17 protein-coding genes and 1 pseudogene are annotated in these 15,731 nt (G+C 68.9%); 13 read left to right on the plus strand and 5 right to left on the minus strand.

From position 1 onward, the window contains the following. Positions 1 to 268: 268 nt before the first annotated feature. Positions 269 to 595 carry a hypothetical protein gene (locus tag AB0I77_RS47025; RefSeq protein ID WP_363289099.1) on the plus strand — a complete coding sequence of 109 codons (327 nt, stop codon included), beginning with the start codon at positions 269 to 271 and terminating at the stop codon, positions 593 to 595. A gap of 150 nt (positions 596 to 745) precedes the next feature. On the opposite strand, the pseudogene AB0I77_RS47030 reads toward AB0I77_RS47025, so the two are convergent. Both AB0I77_RS47030 and AB0I77_RS47035 read right to left on the minus strand, forming a co-directional pair. After that, positions 746 to 844: pseudogene (locus AB0I77_RS47030) on the minus strand (IS5/IS1182 family transposase); the annotation flags it as partial. Between the two features lie 31 nt (positions 845 to 875). Further along, positions 876 to 1,358 carry an ATP-binding protein gene (locus AB0I77_RS47035; RefSeq protein WP_363289100.1) on the minus strand — a complete coding sequence of 161 codons (483 nt, stop codon included), beginning with the start codon at positions 1,356 to 1,358 and terminating at the stop codon, positions 876 to 878. A gap of 191 nt (positions 1,359 to 1,549) precedes the next feature. Between AB0I77_RS47035 and AB0I77_RS47040 the strand changes: the two genes are divergently transcribed. The 3 genes from AB0I77_RS47040 to AB0I77_RS47050 are packed head-to-tail and all read left to right on the plus strand — an operon-like array spanning position 1,550 to position 2,837. Continuing rightward, positions 1,550 to 2,401 (plus strand): helix-turn-helix transcriptional regulator, encoded by an 852-nt coding sequence (locus AB0I77_RS47040; protein WP_363289101.1) that lies wholly within the window; start codon positions 1,550 to 1,552, stop codon positions 2,399 to 2,401. A gap of 9 nt (positions 2,402 to 2,410) precedes the next feature. Continuing rightward, positions 2,411 to 2,587, plus strand: a complete 177-nt coding sequence (locus AB0I77_RS47045) for a DUF397 domain-containing protein (protein ID WP_363289102.1) — start codon at positions 2,411 to 2,413, stop codon at positions 2,585 to 2,587. After that, positions 2,580 to 2,837 (plus strand): DUF397 domain-containing protein, encoded by a 258-nt coding sequence (locus tag AB0I77_RS47050; protein ID WP_363289103.1) that lies wholly within the window; start codon positions 2,580 to 2,582, stop codon positions 2,835 to 2,837. The genes AB0I77_RS47045 and AB0I77_RS47050 overlap by 8 nt, the downstream gene beginning before the upstream one ends. A 29-nt stretch (positions 2,838 to 2,866) precedes the next feature. Here AB0I77_RS47050 and AB0I77_RS47055 read toward each other — a convergent pair whose 3' ends face one another. Beyond that, positions 2,867 to 3,628 carry an SDR family oxidoreductase gene (locus AB0I77_RS47055; RefSeq protein WP_363289104.1) on the minus strand — a complete coding sequence of 254 codons (762 nt, stop codon included), beginning with the start codon at positions 3,626 to 3,628 and terminating at the stop codon, positions 2,867 to 2,869. Between the two features lie 49 nt (positions 3,629 to 3,677). On the opposite strand from AB0I77_RS47055, the gene AB0I77_RS47060 reads away from it, so the two are divergent. Then, positions 3,678 to 4,256, plus strand: coding sequence for a TetR/AcrR family transcriptional regulator (locus AB0I77_RS47060; protein ID WP_363289105.1), 579 nt, complete (start codon positions 3,678 to 3,680; stop codon positions 4,254 to 4,256). A gap of 21 nt (positions 4,257 to 4,277) precedes the next feature. Here the strand turns inward: AB0I77_RS47060 and AB0I77_RS47065 are convergent, their stop codons facing one another. Beyond that, complete coding sequence (locus AB0I77_RS47065) at positions 4,278 to 5,225, minus strand: oxidoreductase (protein ID WP_363289106.1); 948 nt, start codon at positions 5,223 to 5,225, stop codon at positions 4,278 to 4,280. A gap of 89 nt (positions 5,226 to 5,314) precedes the next feature. Between AB0I77_RS47065 and AB0I77_RS47070 the strand changes: the two genes are divergently transcribed. From AB0I77_RS47070 to AB0I77_RS47105, 8 genes are all read left to right on the plus strand, one after another. Then, positions 5,315 to 5,917, plus strand: coding sequence for a TetR/AcrR family transcriptional regulator (locus AB0I77_RS47070; protein WP_363289107.1), 603 nt, complete (start codon positions 5,315 to 5,317; stop codon positions 5,915 to 5,917). Between the two features lie 256 nt (positions 5,918 to 6,173). Next, the gene (locus AB0I77_RS47075; protein WP_363289108.1) at positions 6,174 to 7,490 is read left to right on the plus strand and encodes a S53 family peptidase; all 1,317 of its coding nucleotides are present in this window, start codon (positions 6,174 to 6,176) and stop codon (positions 7,488 to 7,490) included. A 389-nt stretch (positions 7,491 to 7,879) separates the two neighbouring features. Next, entirely contained in the window at positions 7,880 to 8,188 is a 309-nt protein-coding gene (locus AB0I77_RS47080) for a hypothetical protein (protein ID WP_095752152.1), read from the plus strand. Between the two features lie 198 nt (positions 8,189 to 8,386). Then, positions 8,387 to 9,205: a hypothetical protein gene (locus tag AB0I77_RS47085; RefSeq protein WP_363289109.1), complete on the plus strand. Its 819-nt coding sequence runs from the start codon at positions 8,387 to 8,389 to the stop codon at positions 9,203 to 9,205. After that, on the plus strand, positions 9,195 to 10,535 hold the full coding sequence (locus AB0I77_RS47090) for a hypothetical protein (protein WP_363289110.1): 1,341 nt from the start codon (positions 9,195 to 9,197) through the stop codon (positions 10,533 to 10,535). Before AB0I77_RS47085 ends, AB0I77_RS47090 begins: the two co-directional genes overlap by 11 nt. Beyond that, positions 10,532 to 12,091, plus strand: coding sequence for an SCO6880 family protein (locus tag AB0I77_RS47095; RefSeq protein ID WP_363289111.1), 1,560 nt, complete (start codon positions 10,532 to 10,534; stop codon positions 12,089 to 12,091). The genes AB0I77_RS47090 and AB0I77_RS47095 overlap by 4 nt, the downstream gene beginning before the upstream one ends. A gap of 10 nt (positions 12,092 to 12,101) precedes the next feature. Beyond that, complete coding sequence (locus tag AB0I77_RS47100) at positions 12,102 to 13,517, plus strand: ATP-binding protein (RefSeq protein WP_363289112.1); 1,416 nt, start codon at positions 12,102 to 12,104, stop codon at positions 13,515 to 13,517. A gap of 18 nt (positions 13,518 to 13,535) precedes the next feature. Beyond that, a complete protein-coding gene (locus AB0I77_RS47105) occupies positions 13,536 to 15,032 on the plus strand; it encodes a type IV secretory system conjugative DNA transfer family protein (RefSeq protein WP_363289113.1) in 1,497 nt (498 codons plus the stop codon). 17 nt (positions 15,033 to 15,049) lie between these two features. Here AB0I77_RS47105 and AB0I77_RS47110 read toward each other — a convergent pair whose 3' ends face one another. Further along, the gene (locus AB0I77_RS47110; RefSeq protein WP_363289114.1) at positions 15,050 to 15,604 is read right to left on the minus strand and encodes a GNAT family N-acetyltransferase; all 555 of its coding nucleotides are present in this window, start codon (positions 15,602 to 15,604) and stop codon (positions 15,050 to 15,052) included. Between the last annotated feature and the right edge of the window lie 127 nt (positions 15,605 to 15,731).

A 15,731-nucleotide genomic window follows, 5' to 3' on the forward strand; every position in this document is an offset into this window, starting at 1 on the left:
CTCACCTCTTCCCCGGCCACCCAACGGGCTGGCGAACTCCCATCAAGCCACCCCGCCAGTCCCCGACCCTACTGAGATCCGATCCATGCCTCGGCTTGGCGTACCCGAGGCAGCCAGGACGTTCCTCAACTGGGCGTAAAAAAGGCCCTCTTGGCACCATCAGGATCGAGGGATAGTATTATGATCGCAATTCAATAGGCTTGGGCGGTAGTCCGCATGACCATGGACGAACCGTCCGGCACCAATTCCTGCTTAAACATGGAGGTACATGATGACTGCCCGAACAACGGAGAACAGCCTCTTCAAGCGGCGGGTGGCCCGCAAGGCTGCAGTGGTCGCACTGGCCGTCGTTGGGCTCGTGGGTGTGTCCGCGACGGCAGCGCAGGCTTCGACGCAACTACTGGGTAACAACTATTTGACGGCTGACGAGGCAAATGGCGAGCTCCGTGGCCTTGAGGACCAGTGCTACAACATCAACAAAGGAGTCGTGGAGAAGGCTGAGGTGCATTATTTCGATCAACAAGTGGGGACCGACGAAAATGGCAACAAAATCTACACCCGCCTCTACTACGGTTGGGTGCAGTGTTCCAAGTGACGAAGTCCGGCCGCTCGTGGCTCCCGGGCGTCAAGTCTCCGCGCACATAAGGACATTGTGACGTGTCCACCGGTTGATGTCGCTTGAGGGCTGAGCAAGGTTCCTGATCGGATGTTCTCGGAGCTGAGGACAGGATCTCAAAGGGCGTTTTTCGGTGCTGGCGAGCAGGGTCTCGCAGTCTCGGGCGAGGCGCCGGTGCAGCATGATCCAACCAATACTTCGTTCGACCGCACTTCGATCTTGCATAAGGGTCCGTCAGTTTACTGACGGACCCTTTTCGCTAGAGCGCCGATTCAGGCCGCCCACCGTCGGCGTCCTGCGGCGGTTCAGCCGACAGCGGCAGGCCACCCCCCTCCTGAAACTCGGCCCACAACAGCTTCCCGCTCTGCGACGCCCCCGCCTCCCCCAGCACGGAAACACCCACCGCTTCCGCGCAGGCACGCACGAGGTGCAGGCCGCGGCCGGATTCGGCGTCGTCCGGAGGCACGGCGCCGAATCCGGGAGGGACCCTTGGGTCGGCGTCCCATACGGCGACCCGGAGACGGCCGGACCCCATCGCTCGGAGCCGGAGGGCGTACGGGCCGACGGTGTGCAGGTGGGCGTTGGTGAGGAGTTCGGAGGCGAGGAGTTCGGCGGTGGAGGTCAGGGGGGAGAGGTCGTGGGCGGCAAGAACCGTACGGAGAGTCGCGCGGGCGATCCCCGGTGCGCGTGGATCGTGCGGGAGGTGGAGGGTGTAGGCCCAGGACGGGGATACGGTGGCCATGGAAGTGTCCGATCACTGAGGGGAGTTGGACGTTCACCCAGTGGCTTGCCGCCCCGTCGGGCGGTGCGCTTCTGGGGCCTGCGGCGCCGAACTCAAAGTAGCGGGTCCGCCATATATTCTTCATCCCATTCGGAGCTATAAATACGGCTACCACCTGTGTGGGTGACGACTAGTACGGAGGAGCGACGGGCATGCCCGTGAGGACCAACCCGACGGCACGACAACTCCGTTTCGGCGCCGAGCTGCGCAAGCTGCGCGAGCGCGCGGGGCTGACGTCGACGGAGGCCGCTCGGCTCCTCGGTATCAAGCAGGCTCAGGTCAGCAACATGGAGACCGGGCGCCTTGCCGTGAGCGCGGACCGTGTGCGCACCATGGCCTGCCAGTACGAGTGCCCCGACAAGGAACTCGTCGAGGCCATCGCCGGTATGACCGGCGAACGCAGGCGAGGCTGGTGGGAGGAGTACCGGGAGATCCTGCCCTCGGGGCTAATGGATCTGGCCGAACTGGAGTCCCACGGCACCGCGTTGCGCACCGCTCACACCTCGGGAATCCCCGGCCTGCTCCAGACGATGGACCATGCCCGTGAGGTGTTCCGCCAGGTCGTACCCGAGCTCTCGCCCCCCGAGGTGGAGCACCGAGCCTCTTTCCGCATCAAGCGCCAGGCCGTGCTCTTCCGGAAGACACCGATCCCGTACGAGGCGATCATCCACGAGGCCGCCCTGCGTATGCGGTTCGGCGGACGAGAGATCGCCAAGCAGCAGCTGAAGCACCTGCTCAAGATGAGCGATCACCCCAACATCTCGATCCACGTCATCCCGTTCGACGCCGGCGGCTACCCAGGAGCGGGCCAGCCCATCTACTACGTCCACGGGCCCGTACCGCAGCTCGACACGGTGCAACTGGACCAGTCACACGGCATCGCCCTGCTGAACGCCGAGGCGCAACTCGACAAGTACCGCAAGGTCCTCGACCGCCTGATGGCCCTCAGCCTGATCGAGTTGGAGTCGCGGGCCCTCATCCACACCGTCATCCAGTCCCTCTGAGAGGCAGATATGTCCTGGCAGAAGTCCTCGTACTGCGGTGAAGGCGAGTCCTGCGTGCACATAGCCACCACGGCCGAAACGATCCATCTCACCGAAAGCAGCGACCCCACCGCAGCGATACTCACCGCCACCCCCGCCGCCTTCGACGCCCTCCTCGCCGCACTGAAGGAAACCGCCCGTGTCTGACGTCCCCCCCGACCTCACCTGGACCCGCGCCGCCCCGCCGGAGGCCACCGGCCCCGGCCCCTGGATCGAAATCGCCTTCGGCGAAGGGGACGACGGGGAAGCCCCCGTCTACCTCCGCGAGACCAGCGACCCCGAGACCGTCGTCACGACAAACCGCCGCAAGTGGGACGCCTTCGTACTCGGCGTACAGGCAGGCGAGTTCGACCACTTCGTGGAGGGAGTGGAGGGAGTGGAGGGACTGGAGGGCTGAGATCTCTGAGGTCTCTGAGACCTCAGACGTCAGAGCCTCGTAGTCATCCCACCGTCGACCGCGACCGTCTGCCCCGTGATGAACGACGCCGCGTCGCTCGCCAGGAACACCACGATCCCCGCGATCTCCTCCGGCCGCCCCCAACGCCCAAGGGTGGTACGGCTACGCAACCACCGGCCCCACTCCGGATCCTGGGCCAGCTGCGCGTTGACCTCGGTGGCGAAGGGGCCCGGCGCCACCGAGTTGACGGTCGTGCCGGTGGGGCCGAGGTCCGCGGCGAGGGCCCGGGTCAGACCGTCGAGGCCGGCCTTCGCGGTGGCGTAGGCGATGTCGCCGGTGCGGCCGAGCTGCCCGATGACCGAGGAGACGTTGATGATCCGGCCGGCGGTGCCGCGCTTGGCGAGTGCGCCGGCGACGGTCTGGCTCATCGCGTACGCCGAGGTCAGATGGACGTCGAGCATCCGGGACAGCTCCTCCGGCGTCATCTCGCCGACCCCGCGCCGGTCACGGTGGCCGACGTTGTTCACGAGGATGTCGATGTCCCCGAGGCCGGTCACCGCCCCGCGGGCCAACTCCCGGTCGGTGACGTCGAAGGCGGCGGCCGTGACGTCGAGCCCGTCGTCACGCAGCCGCCCGGCCGCCTCGTCCAGCGTGGCCGGATCACGTCCGTTGAGGATCACCCTGGCACCGGCCCCGGCCAGACCGCGCGCCATCTCCAGCCCCAGGCCACGCACCGAGCCGGTCACCAGCGCCGTTCGCCCGGTGAGCGAGAAGTACGTGTGGGCGCCCATATGCACCACCTCCGCCGACTGAAACACTCGTTTCAGTTACGTTAGCGCGGTGAGTACGTCACCGTCACAACCACCACCGTCACCGCCGCCGTCGGCCAGGCGTACCGAGCTGCTCGACGCCTGCTACGCCTATCTCCTCGAACACGGCCTGACCGGCCTGTCGCTGCGCCCCCTGGCCGCCTCCACGGGAACCAGCCCCCGGGTGCTCCTCTACCTCTTCGGCAGCAAGGACGAGCTGCTGCGGCAACTCCTCGCCCGGGCCCGGCACGAGCAGGTGACCCTGATGGCGGCGGCCCTCGATGCCCCTCCCGCCGACTTCCAGGCATCGGTCGACCGGCTCTGGGCCTTCGTCTCCGCCCCCGAGCAACGCCCCATGCTCCGGCTGACGTACGAGGCCTTCCTGCTCTCCCTCAGCCACGACCCCGGCCCCTGGGCGGGCTTCGCCGGGGAGGCGGCGAGGGAGTGGCTGGACCTCCTGGTGCGGGCCCAGCCGTCGACTCCGCGAACGCTGGCCGAGGCGCGGGCGACACGGGCCCTGGCCCTGATCCGGGGACTCCTGCTCGATCTGCTGGCCTGCGAGGACCCGAAGCGCGTGGCGGCGGCTGTCCGGCACGGGGTCACGGGATAGCCGCGGGCGGTCGGGGCAGCCTCAGCCCCGCCCCGCCGACTCCCCCGCCGCCGACTCCACCGCCGCCGACGGGAAGACCGCCCCCGTCAGCTCCTCCGACACCGTCCACAGCCGCCGCGCCACCGCCGTGTCGCTGGCCGCCGCCGTACGGCCCACCAGGGTCGGCGCGCCCCGCATCTCCCCCGTCCCGTCCGGGCCCACATAGCTCGCGCCGGGGAGGTCCTGGGTCGCCGCGTACAGGGTCGGCAGGGCGCCCGCCCGGTCGTCCTGGGCGAAGAGCCTGTTGCCGACCTGCATGAAGGCCCGGACCGCCGGGTTCCCCGAGTGGCTCTGGAGGTTGGTGGCCGCGTAGCCGGGGTGCGCGGCCAGGGCGCGGACCGGGGAGCCGGACTCGGTCAAGCGGCGCTGGAGTTCCAGGGTGAAGAGCAGGTTCGCCAGCTTGGACCGGGCGTAGGCGCCACGCGGGGTGTAGTCCGCGTCCAGGTTCAGGTCGGCGAAGTCGATCGTCGCGCCGCCGCCCCAGCGGTGGGCGGCCGAGGCGACGGTGACGACGCGGTCGGTGACGTACGGCAGGAGCAGGTTCGTCAGGGCGAAGTGGCCGAGGTGGTTCGTGCCGAATTGCATCTCGAAGCCGTCCCGCGTCCGCCGCTGCGGGATCATCATCACGCCCGCGTTGTTGATCAGCAGGCTCAGCGGACCCTCCCAGGCGTCCGCGAATTCCCGTACGGAGGACAGGTCCGCCAGGTCCAGGCGCCGCACCTCCGTGCTGCCGTTCACCGTCGCCGCCGCCGCGCGGCCCCGCTCCACGTCCCGTACGGCGAACACGACGTGCGCGCCCGCCCGGGCCAGCGCGTCGGCCGTCCTGAGGCCGAGGCCGCTGTTGGCGCCGGTGACGACGGCCGTGCGGCCGGTGAGGGCGGGGAGGTCGGTCGCGTTCCACTTGCTCGTTGCATTGCTCTTCTCAGCCATGACCCGAATGTAGACTTCGCCAACAATGATGTCAATGACAACAAAGGAGACGATGACAACAATGCTGGTGGCGCCTACATCGGGATACGATGGCGCACATGCCTGAGAACCGCCCTTACCACCACGGAGACCTGCGCGCCGCCCTGCTCCAGAGCGCGGAGCGCACCCTGCGGGAGAAGGGCGCCGGCTCCCTGTCCCTGCGCGAGCTGGCCCGCGAGACCGGTGTGAGCCACGCGGCCCCCAGCCGCCACTTCAAGGACAAGCAGGCCCTGCTCAACGCGCTGGCCCTGGCGGGCTACGACCGACTGGCCGAGGCACTGGCCGCCGCCGAGGACCCCACACTCCCGCTCCAGCCCCGCCTCACCGCCCTCGCCCGGACCTACCTCGGCTTCGCCATGGACAACCCCGAGCTCCTGGAGCTGATGTACGCCCGCAAGCACGACCCCGACGCCTCCGAGCAGATGACCGACGGGGTCGACCGGACCGTGGGCTCCCTGGAGCGGGTCATCGCGGACGCGCAGAAACGCGGCGAGATCATCGCGGGCGACCCCAGGCACCTCATGCACCTCACGGGCGCCGCCGTCCATGGCGTCGCCGCGTTCTCGGCCGGCGGATGGCTCGACCCGGACACCGCCGGCGACACCATCGAGGGCCTGATCCACCATCTGCTCCACGGCCTGATGCCCCGCTGACCGACCTGTGCGTCACCTGTCGGCCCCCTGTGTGCCGAGTCAAGTCGCGGCCATCACCCGGCCATCCGCCGGCCATTGATCAGTAAGCCCGCGCCCCACTTCAGTAAGGCGGAAGTCAGGATTCCGCAGCCCATCTTGTTGTCACGTACCCAACAAGCAACAGTCGTCGGCGGGCCGCCGCCCGCTGCCGGGGACCACGTACCGGTGGCATCTCCACCCGCACCGCCCCTGTCAACCACTCTCAGGAGGCTGTACGTTGCGTACCCACATCCCGAACACCAGTTCCCTACGCGCCAGATGGACCCGCATCGGCTCCGCCGCCGCGGCCACCGCCGCGCTCGTCCTCGCCGGAGTCAGTACCGCGGCCCACGCGAGCGCCGCTCCCGAAGCCACCGCCAGGTCCACCTCCTCCGCCGTGACTTGGGCGGCGACCCCCTGTGCCACGCCCAAGAAGAAGGGCGACCTGGCCTGCAATTCCCTCCGCGTCACCGGCGGCCTCACCGCCTACCAGCAGCATGAGGCGAAGGCCAGCGGCAAAACGCCCAAGGCCGCCGACGCCTCCACCCCCTCCGGCTACGGCCCGTCAGACATCCAGGCCGCCTACGGCCTGACCTCCGCCGCCGCCTCCAAGGGTTCCGGCGAGACCATCGCGATCGTCGACGCGTACGACGACCCGAACGCCGAGGCCGACCTCGCGAAGTACCGCTCGCAATACGGCCTCTCCACCTGCACCACCGCCAACGGCTGCTTCAAGAAGGTCGGCCAGACCGGCTCCACGACCTCCCTCCCCACCGCCGACAGCGGCTGGGCCGAGGAGATCTCCCTCGACCTGGACATGGCCAGCGCCACCTGCCCGCAGTGCCACATCCTGCTGGTCGAGGCCTCCTCCTCGAGCATGGGCAATCTCGGCACGTCCGTGAACGAGGCCGTCAGCCTCGGCGCCAAGTTCGTCTCCAACAGCTACGGCGGCTCCGAGTCCTCGTCGGACACGTCGTACGACACCTCGTACTTCAACCACCCGGGCATCGCCATCACCGTCAGCGCGGGCGACTCGGCCTACGGCGCCGAATACCCGGCCGCCTCCAAGTACGTCACCTCCGTCGGCGGCACCAGCCTCTCGACCTCCTCCACCAGCCGCGGCTGGACCGAGAGCGTATGGAGCACCAGCCGCACGGAGGGGACGGGCTCCGGCTGCTCGTCGTACGACGCGAAGCCCTCCTGGCAGACCGACACCGGCTGCAGCAAGCGCATGATCTCGGACGTCTCGGCCGTCGCGGACCCGGCGACCGGCGTCTCGGTCTACGACTCCTACGGCATCACCGCCGGCTGGTACACCTTCGGCGGCACCAGCGCCTCCTCGCCCATCATCGCGAGCGTCTACGCCCTCGGCGGCACCCCCTCCAGCGGCTCCTACCCGGCCCAGTTCCCCTACGCGCACACCTCGGCGCTCAACGACGTGACCTCCGGCAACAACGGCACCTGCTCCACGAGCTACTTCTGCACCGCCGGAACCGGCTATGACGGCCCGACCGGCTGGGGCACCCCCCAGGGCGTGAGCGCCTTCACGGGCTGACCCCCAGTCACCAGGACCCGTCACCAGGGCCCGTCACCAGGCCTCGTCACAACGGGCCGCGGCACCCAGCCGCGGCCCGTTCGTCATGCCCGGGTTAGCCTTCATCCCGAGACCACGGTGACCGAACCCCAGGTTCCGCTCAGGCCTCATTGCCCGGCGTGACCTGCCGTGATACACAGAGTGACCATACGACTCTCTGCATACTGCCCACGTCTGTTCGAGGGACTTTCGAGTGACCGACGCGGGGCGGTGGCAAGGTATTCGTACGAAATCCGCCAACCGATGACGCCAAGTCGACATCCGGTAGCGTCATTTTTCAGCGAGAATGAGGCCTGACCTCTGCGCAAGTGCAGGGGAAGCGGAACTACCCACCAGGGGCGGTGACTTACATGTTCTTTGCGGCCGACGAGGGAGACATCAACACCATTATCGGCGGGATCGCTCCGGACTGGGGACCCTTCGGCAGCCTGGGCAACGAGGCGAAGGTGATGATCGAGGTCGTGATGGCGGTGGCCATCCTGCTCTGCCTCGGCATCGCCATCTGGGGCGCCGCGAAGCAGCGCATCGGCGCCACGGCCTTGCGGGACACCTTCAGTGCGGAACAGGGCAAGGGGCTCATCATCGCGGGCCTGACGGGAGTCTTCATCATCGGCTCACTGGGCACGCTGTTCACCATCGTGTACGGCATGGCGGTGTAGGCGGCGCGTCCGGCCGACGCGCTGTCAGTCCGGCCGGGCGCGCCCGGTGCCCCCTCAACCCCACCCGTCCGTCGTGCCCACCGGCAGAGGTTGCGTTTCCCTGATGTCGAGTCACCACACCGCGCCCGCGCGGGAACCAGCACGGCTACCGTCGTACTCCTACGTGTTTCCGCACGACGTCGAGGGGGCGTTCGCGGCATGAGTTTCAGTGACGAGCAGGAGCCCTCCGACGGTTTCGGCGGCACAGGCCACACCCGCACCCGCCTGCCCGACCGCACCGGCGGCGACGTCTACGGAGGCGCCCGGCGAGGAGGCCGCTCCTCCTCCAGAAGCCTGATCACGGTCGTCGGCGTCATCGTCCTCCTGATCGCCGCCATCGCCTTCGCGAACCGTGGAGGAGACGATTCCTCTACGACGACCAGCGACAGCGCGGGGTCCCAGCCGCAGGTGGCGCCTACGGCGGCAAGCGGGACGAAGCCGGTACAGGCGGGCTTCGCCCGGGACCAGCAGGGTGCGCAGAGCGCGGCGGCCAACTACGCGGTGACGTTGGTGTCGGCCGACATCCTCAAACCTGCCCGGAGAACCGAGATCGTCCAGCAGGTCTTCGTCGCCGACAAGCAGGCCGCCCTGGAGGACAAGTTCAACAAGGCGTACTCCAAGCAGTTCCTGAGCAACATCGGCCTGGACGAGAACGGCAACGCGACGGGGGGCAACACCTACGTCTCGCGCACCGCGCCGATCGGCACCAAGGTCACGAGCTACTCGGACACCGCGGCCACCGCCGAGGTCTGGTGCACCGGGCTGTACGGCACGGCGGGGGAAAAGTCGACCAACCCCGTCACCAGCGACTGGTTCACCATGACACTCCAGCTCCGCTGGGCGGACGGCGACTGGAAGGTCGACAGCTTCTCCCAGAAGGACGGTCCCTCGCCCGTTCCCGGAGACGACAAGGCGTCCAGCGCCGACGAGATGGCCAAGGCCGTCGAGGAGTACGGAGGGTTCACATATGCCCGGTAGCCCGCGCCGCGTACTCAAGGTCGCCGCAGCCCTCACCGCCGTACAGACCGCGGTCTGGATGCTGGCCACCCGGGCTGTCGCGGCCCCCACGCCGACCCCGTCACCGTCATCCTCGGGCGGCAACTGCGACCTCCTCTCCGGCCGCGCCAGGGAGCTCTGCGAACAGGACACCGGCACCACCGGCGGCTCCACAGGCGGAAGCCTCGACCCCACCAGCACCGTCGACCCCCTCTCCTCCCTCGCAAAAGGCTGCGCCGAAGCCGCCTCCTGGACCGTCGACAAGCTCAGCGAAGCCGTCAAAGAGACCGCGAACGTCGACTTCACCAACCAGAAGTTCCTCCAGCAATACGCCGTCGTCTTCGCCGCGTCGACCATCCTCACGCTCCTCCTCTGGCTGCTGGCCGTGGCCAAGCGAGCCGTCCGAGGCGTGCCCGTCACCACCGCGATCTCCGAGGCCATCGGCTTCCTCTGGCTGACCGTCCTGGCGTCCGCCTTCACGCCCCTGATCCTCTACACGATCGTATCGGCCACGGACGGCGTCTCCGAGGTCCTCGCGAAAACCACCGGCGACCAGACGGACACCTTCTTCGGCACCTTCTCCGGCGCCCTCAAAAAGGGCGAGGACATCGGCGGCGGCCCGATCATGCTGATCGTCGTGTCCCTGGTCAGCATCCTCGCCGCCGGAGTGCTCTGGCTGGAGCTGGTCATCAGAGCCGCCCTGCTCTACGTCGGCGCCCTCCTCGGCACCGTCGTCTACGCCGGCATGGTCGACAAGAACCTGTGGGGCCACGTCCGCCGCTGGGCCGGCATCATGATCGCGGTCATCCTCGTCAAACCGGTGATCGTGATCGTGCTCGGCCTCGCCGGAGCGCTCTCCTCCGACAACGGCCCCGACGCCTTCTCCGCCGTCGTCTCCGGCCTCGCCATCATCCTGCTCGCGATCTTCGCCAGCGCGATGATCTACCGCTTCGTCCCCGGCTTCGGCGACGAGATCGCCAGCTCCCGCAGCAACCGCATCATGCAGGGCGCCGAAGGCAAGGCCGCCGCCGTCATCAGCTCCCCGGCGACCCTGGTCGCCCAGGGCATCAAGACCCACAGCACCCGCGCCGACAACAACGGCGGTGGAGGAGGCGGCGGCCAGGCCGCCCGCCCGGCCAACCCCGTATCCGGCGGAGTCGCCGCACACAGCACGCGCACCCCGAACGGAGGCGGCGGAGCTGTCCCCTCCGCCGCCCCCGCTCCCCGCGCGAGCGGCAGCCCGGTGAACACTCCCCACGCCAGCAACACCCGCAACAGCAGTACCAAGAGCCCGGGAGGTGAAGGGCGTTGACGACCGAGTCCCACGTGTCCCATCCGGTCACGCCCCGCCGTACATATCTGATCGGCCGCGCCCGGCCGAACGCGATCGTCGGCCGGAATCGTGAAACCGGCGAGATCGCGCTCATCATCGGCGGCGCGTTCCTCGGCATGATGTGCGGGCTCCTCGTCCCGGTGCTGTCCCTGCGCATCGTGCTGCTGATGGGCTTCCCCATGGTCGCGCTGGCCGCGGTCTACGTGCCGTTCAAGCGCCGCACCTTCTACAAGTGGTTCGAGATCAACCGCAGCTACAAGCGGACCCTCAAACAGTCGGCCACCTACCGCTCCCCGGTCATGGAGGCTGGCACAAGCTTCGACGGCCGCGAGGTCGAGATCGGCCCGCCTCCGGGGATCGGCCGCATCAACTGGCTGGCCGCCCCGTTCGGGCCCGACGAGATCGCCGTACTGCTGCACGCGGACCGCCGTACGGTCACGGCCGCGATCGAGATCGAGGGGCCGGGCGTGGGCCTGCGCGACTCCGAGGACCAGGAAGCCCTCGTCGACCGCTTCGGCACCCTCCTCAAGCACGTGGCCAACGGCGACGGCTTCGTCACCCGGCTCCAGATGCTCGCCCGCACCCTCCCCGCCGACCCGGACGCCCACGCCAAGGACGTCGCCGTACGCGGGGACGAGAAGGCTCCGGTCTGGCTGATGCAGTCGTACGACCAGTTGCAGTCGATGGTGTCGACGAGCAGCGAGCAGCACCGCGCGTACCTCGTCGCCTGTATGCACTACACGCGCGAGCTCGCCGCCGAGGCGCAGGCGATGGCGCGGGCGGCCAGACCCCAGGCGGGCCGCAAGCTCGACCGGGACGCCGGCCTGGCCGTCGTCATGGCCCGCGAGCTGACCGACATCTGCTCACGCCTCCAGGAGGCCGACATCCGGGTGCGTCAGCCGCTCGGCCAGGGCCGCCTCGCCTCCCTCATCCACTCCATGTACGACCCGGACCACCCCATCGACCACATCCAGGCGATGACCAAGCGCAACGCCTGGCCGGCCGAGCTGGACGCCATGGAGCCGACGTTCCTCCAGGCGAAGACGAGGGAGTCCTCCACCCGCGCGCCCTGGTGCCACGCCACGGCCTGGGTGAAGGAGTGGCCGATGACGCCCGTCGGCGTCAACTTCCTCGCGCCCCTCCTCGTCCACACCCCGGACGTCATCCGAACGGTCGCAGTGACGATGGATCTCGAGCCCACCGAGGTAGCCATTGAACGCATGCTGACCGAAAAGACGAACGACGAGGCCGAGGCCTCCCGAGCCGCCAAGATGAACCGCACCGTGGACCCGCGTGACGTGGCCGCCCACTCCCGCCTCGACCAGCGAGGAGAAGACCTCGCGAGCGGCGCGGCGGGCGTGAACCTGGTCGGCTACATCACCGTCTCCTCCCGCACACCCGAGGCCCTGGCCCGCGACAAGCGCACGATAAGGGCCTCGGCCGGAAAGTCGTACCTGAAACTGGAGTGGTGCGACCGCGAGCACCATCGCGCCTTTGTGAACACTCTCCCGTTCGCCACCGGCATTCGAAGGTAGGGGCCGCCGCATGCGGGATCCGATGTCCATCCTCACCGACGCCTTCACGTCCTTCCTCTTCGGCAAGGTCGAGACGACCCGCCTGCCGGTACGCACCTCCACGGGCCAGGCCCAGGCCGTCTACCTCCCGACCGCCGCCCCCGGCCTCGGCGACTCGGGCGTCATCATCGGCCGCGAGGTCTACTCCGGGAAGGGCTACATCTACGACCCCTTCCAGCTGTACGGCCAGCAGCTCCCGGCGCCGCACTGGCTGGTCCTCGGCGAGTCCGGCAACGGCAAGTCGGCCCTGGAGAAGACGTACGTCATGCGCCAGCTGCGCTTCCGCGACCGCCAGGTCGTCGTCCTGGACGCGCAGGGCGAGGACGGCGTCGGCGAATGGAACCTGATCGCGCAGGAGCTGGGTATAACTCCCATCCGGCTGGACCCCACGGCCGCCCTGGACATGGGAATCCGGCTCAACCCGCTCGACCCGGCGATCACGACGACCGGCCAGCTCGCCCTGCTCCGCACCATCATCGAGGTCGCGCTGGGCCACGGCCTCGACGAACGCTCCGGCTTCGCGCTCAAGGTCGCGCACGCCTACGTCAACGAGACGATCGTCGACCGCCAGCCGGTCCTCATGGACATCGTCGAGCAGCTACGGCACCCCGAGCCGGAGTCGGCCGAGGCGATGAACGTCGACATAGACGACGTACGGGCGTGGGGCCTGGACGTCGCGCTGGTCCTGGACCGGCTGGTCGACGGTGACCTGCGCGGCATGTTCGACGGCCCCACGACGGTCGGCATCGACCTCGACGCACCGCTGATCGTCTTCGACCTCTCCCACATCGACCGCAACTCCATCGCCATGCCGATCCTGATGGCGATCGTGGGCGTCTGGCTGGAGCACACCTGGATCCGCCCCGACCGCAAGAAGCGCATCTTCCTGGTCGAGGAGGCCTGGCACATCATCAACAGCCCGTTCGTGGCGCAGCTGTTCCAGCGGCTGCTGAAGTTCGGGCGCCGGCTGGGTCTGTCGTTCGTGGCGGTGGTGCACCACCTGTCCGACGTCGTCGACGGAGCGGCGGCGAAGGAGGCCGCGGCCATCCTGAAGATGGCGTCGACCCGGACGATCTACGCCCAGAAGGCGGACGAGGCGAGAGCGACGGGCCGGGTCCTCGGCCTGCCCAGATGGGCCGTGGAGATCATCCCGTCCCTGACTCCGGGCATCGCGGTCTGGGACGTCAACGGCAACGTCCAGGTCGTCAAACACCTGATCACGGAGACCGAACGCCCGCTGGTCTTCACCGACCGCGCGATGACGGAGTCGTCCATCGACCACCAACTGGCGGACGACGCCCTGCACGCGGCCGAGTTGGAGGCGGAGGAGCGCGCGGCGGCCTTCGTGGAACAGCACCTCGGAGACTCCGAGTCGACAGTGGCGTAGGGGGAGGGGAACCAGGCCATGAGACCGGGTGACCAACGCGAGCGCCGATACGACGGCCGGTACGACGGACGCGGAGGCGAGAGAGGCCAGGGGAGCCAGGGGGGCATCCCCGACGGCCTGCTGGTCGGCATACTCGCCTTCATCCTCGGCATGACCCTGCTGGTCTGGACGGCCACGGGCCTGGCCGCCGTGTTCAGCCACGGCTCCTGGCCCGCGGGCGTCACCTTCACCCGCACCCCCGCGGCCATGCGCCAGCTCATCGCCCAGCCGCACGACATCCCCGGCGCCTGGCCGGACGCCCCCGAGGCCCAGCTCTCCGGATACGGCCTGTTCTGGGGCCTGTTCATCGGCCAGCTGATGGTCCTGATCGTCCTGACGGTGTTCGTACTGGGGACGGTGGCCCGCTGGAGAGCGGTGAGGGCGAGACGGCGGGAGGAGAGCGCGCCGGAGCCCGAGCCGCTGCCGGCCCCCGAGATGCGCGAGGTCCCGGTGCCACGGGCGGCGCCAGAACCGGAGCTCGAACCGATCGAAGTACTACCGGAAACGGCACCGAACAGTGAACGGGTGGGCGGCTGGGAAACAAGCCGCGCCGAAGGCGCGGTGCTGTACGCCCCGCCGGAATCCCGCCACGCGTCCGCGACTCAGGCGGTACGAGACGCGGAAGGCCCAGCCCTGATCGTCACCTCCAACCCCACCATCTGGCAGGACACCAAAGACGCCAGAGCCAAACTGGGCCCGGTCCACGTCTACGACCCCACCCACCTCTGCGACACCCCGGCCCGCCTCCACTGGTCCCCCACAGCGGGCTGCGAGGACAAACAGACGGCGACAACAAGGGCCGCCGCGCTCCTGACCCCGGTCCGCCCCACGGCAAAAATCGACCAAGCCCTCAGCGACGTAGCCGAAACGCTCCTCCGGAGCTACCTGCACGCCGCCGCCATCGACGGCCGCACCATCCGCCACGTCCACCGCTGGTGCCAGGGCGCGCAGGTCCAGGACGCCGTACGAACCCTCCGTACGAACCCGAAGGCGGCCCCCGGCTCGGCCGGCGAACTCGAAGCCGCGCTCACCGCGCACACCGAACGCCGGGACATCGCCCAGGAGTTGGCGAGCAGGGCGCTGTCCGCCCTCTTCACGGTCAACATCCGCGAGGCCTGCACACCCAATCGAACTGACGCCCTCGCCCTGGATTCCTTCGTCGACGAAGGGGGCACGCTTTATGTGGTGGGTGAATCCATCGAGGACCCGAGAACGAACCCGGGCGCGATGCCACTGCTCACCGCTCTCACCTCAAGCGTGGTCGAGCGCGGCCGGCGCATGGCCGAACGGTCATCCTCCGGTCGCCTCGACCCACCACTGACGCTCGTCCTGGACGACGTCGCCGCCGTGGCTCCGCTTCCCCAGCTCCCGGAGCTGCTGGCCACGGGAGCGGACCGGGGCCTGCCGACCCTGGCCCTGCTCCGGTCCCGCGAACAGGGCCGCACCCGCTGGCCGAACGCGGAACTCCCGGTGTAACGGCGTCTGTAAGAGCTTCAGTCGTACACACGGTCGAGGACGAACTCCAGCTCCCGTTCCTCGGAGTGCCCGCCCAGCGGCACGACCACCCCGCTCGGCACGAAGCCCACCTTCCGGTAGAACCGCTGCGCCCGCTCGTTCTCCTCGTGCACGATGAGTCGCACCCGCTCCGCCCCGTGGGCCCACGCCCATTCCAGCGCGGCGTCGAACAACACCTCGGTCAGCCCGCTCCCCCGCTCCTCGGGCCGCACGAACACACCGACCACGTGCCCCTGCTTCCGCTCGACCGGAAACCCGGCCCAGTCGGCCGTCCCGGGCTCCTCCATCAGCACGGTCAGCGTCCCCACCCACCGCCCGTCCGGCCCCTCGGCGATGATCTGCTGCGTCCCCTCCGCCCCTTCGGCGCCCCCGGCCGTCCGCTCCTGCCAGAAGGAGTCCGGCTTGGCCAGGGCCGCCTCGTACGTCTCCAGGAAGGCGAGGTGCGCCACCGGATCCCGCAGCGCCGCGAGCCGAAGCTCCTTCGCGGCAACCCACTCATCGGCGCGCACGGACCGGATCACATAACTACTCATGCGGGCCACGCTAGTACACCTCGCCGAGCCGACCCTGAAATGCAGAAAACCCCGTACCGGCCCGGTACGGGGTTTTCTCAAGAATTGTTCGGCGGCGTCCTACTCTCCCACAGGGTCCCCCCTGCAG

Source organism: Streptomyces sp. NPDC050619 (genome assembly GCF_040654815.1).
GTDB lineage: Bacteria > Actinomycetota > Actinomycetes > Streptomycetales > Streptomycetaceae > Streptomyces.

What these genes read in the sequence shown, in the direction of transcription:
- AB0I77_RS47025 (WP_363289099.1), top strand. Translation starts at nt 269, where the DNA reads ATGATGACTGCCCGAACAACGGAGAACAGCCTCTTCAAGCGGCGGGTG.
- AB0I77_RS47035 (WP_363289100.1), bottom strand. Translation starts at nt 1,358, where the DNA reads ATGGCCACCGTATCCCCGTCCTGGGCCTACACCCTCCACCTCCCGCAC.
- AB0I77_RS47040 (WP_363289101.1), top strand. Translation starts at nt 1,550, where the DNA reads ATGCCCGTGAGGACCAACCCGACGGCACGACAACTCCGTTTCGGCGCC.
- AB0I77_RS47045 (WP_363289102.1), top strand. Translation starts at nt 2,411, where the DNA reads ATGTCCTGGCAGAAGTCCTCGTACTGCGGTGAAGGCGAGTCCTGCGTG.
- AB0I77_RS47055 (WP_363289104.1), bottom strand. Translation starts at nt 3,628, where the DNA reads ATGGGCGCCCACACGTACTTCTCGCTCACCGGGCGAACGGCGCTGGTG.
- AB0I77_RS47065 (WP_363289106.1), bottom strand. Translation starts at nt 5,225, where the DNA reads ATGGCTGAGAAGAGCAATGCAACGAGCAAGTGGAACGCGACCGACCTC.
- AB0I77_RS47070 (WP_363289107.1), top strand. Translation starts at nt 5,315, where the DNA reads ATGGCGCACATGCCTGAGAACCGCCCTTACCACCACGGAGACCTGCGC.
- AB0I77_RS47080 (WP_095752152.1), top strand. Translation starts at nt 7,880, where the DNA reads ATGTTCTTTGCGGCCGACGAGGGAGACATCAACACCATTATCGGCGGG.
- AB0I77_RS47085 (WP_363289109.1), top strand. Translation starts at nt 8,387, where the DNA reads ATGAGTTTCAGTGACGAGCAGGAGCCCTCCGACGGTTTCGGCGGCACA.
- AB0I77_RS47090 (WP_363289110.1), top strand. Translation starts at nt 9,195, where the DNA reads ATGCCCGGTAGCCCGCGCCGCGTACTCAAGGTCGCCGCAGCCCTCACC.
- AB0I77_RS47100 (WP_363289112.1), top strand. Translation starts at nt 12,102, where the DNA reads ATGCGGGATCCGATGTCCATCCTCACCGACGCCTTCACGTCCTTCCTC.
- AB0I77_RS47105 (WP_363289113.1), top strand. Translation starts at nt 13,536, where the DNA reads ATGAGACCGGGTGACCAACGCGAGCGCCGATACGACGGCCGGTACGAC.
- AB0I77_RS47110 (WP_363289114.1), bottom strand. Translation starts at nt 15,604, where the DNA reads ATGAGTAGTTATGTGATCCGGTCCGTGCGCGCCGATGAGTGGGTTGCC.